The sequence below is a fragment of the Paenibacillus sp. EKM10P genome, assembly GCF_011800655.1.
GTDB classification, from domain to species: Bacteria; Bacillota; Bacilli; order Paenibacillales; family Paenibacillaceae; genus Paenibacillus; species Paenibacillus polymyxa.
In genome coordinates, this window is the sequence record NZ_JAALET010000070.1 from 1 (window position 1) to 558 (window position 558).

Annotated in this window: 1 protein-coding gene; it reads left to right on the forward strand. The window is 57.9% G+C overall.

Translation table 11 applies throughout. The annotated features are described in order from the left end of the window. Window positions 1–558: AMP-binding protein (locus HFE01_RS26440; protein ID WP_167442907.1), on the forward strand; the 558-nt coding region annotated here is incomplete at both ends.

Below are 558 nucleotides of genomic sequence, written 5' to 3' on the forward strand. Positions count from 1 at the left end.
TGGTGCAGAGTCGTTGACCTACGCGGAGCTGAACGAACGGGCTAACCGTTTGGCCCGGACCTTGCGTGCGCAAGGGGCTCAGCCGGATCAGCCGGTGGGCATTCTGATTCACCGTTCGCTGGACATGATCGTAGGCATCTACGCGATCCTCAAGGCCGGCGGAGCCTATGTGCCGATTGATCCGGAATATCCGGCCGATCGTATCCGCTTTATGCTGGAGGACTCGGGCGCGAAGCTGGTGCTGACACAAGCGCATCTGGCGGAGCAAGCCTCGCTGAGTTTCGACGGCCAGGTGCTGGTGCTGGATCGTCAGGAGCAGGATGGCAAGAATATTTATCACGAAGACGGATCAAATTTGGAGCTACTGGCCGGGCCGCACCATGTCGCGTACGTCATCTACACCTCCGGTTCGACCGGAAAACCGAAGGGCGTGATGGTGGAGCACCATTCCGTGCTGAACCGGATTTTGTGGATGCATGAACGTTATGGCTTGAGTGCGGCAGATACGATCTTGCAAAAGACGGCCTTCACCTTCGATGTGTCGGTGTGGGAGCTGTT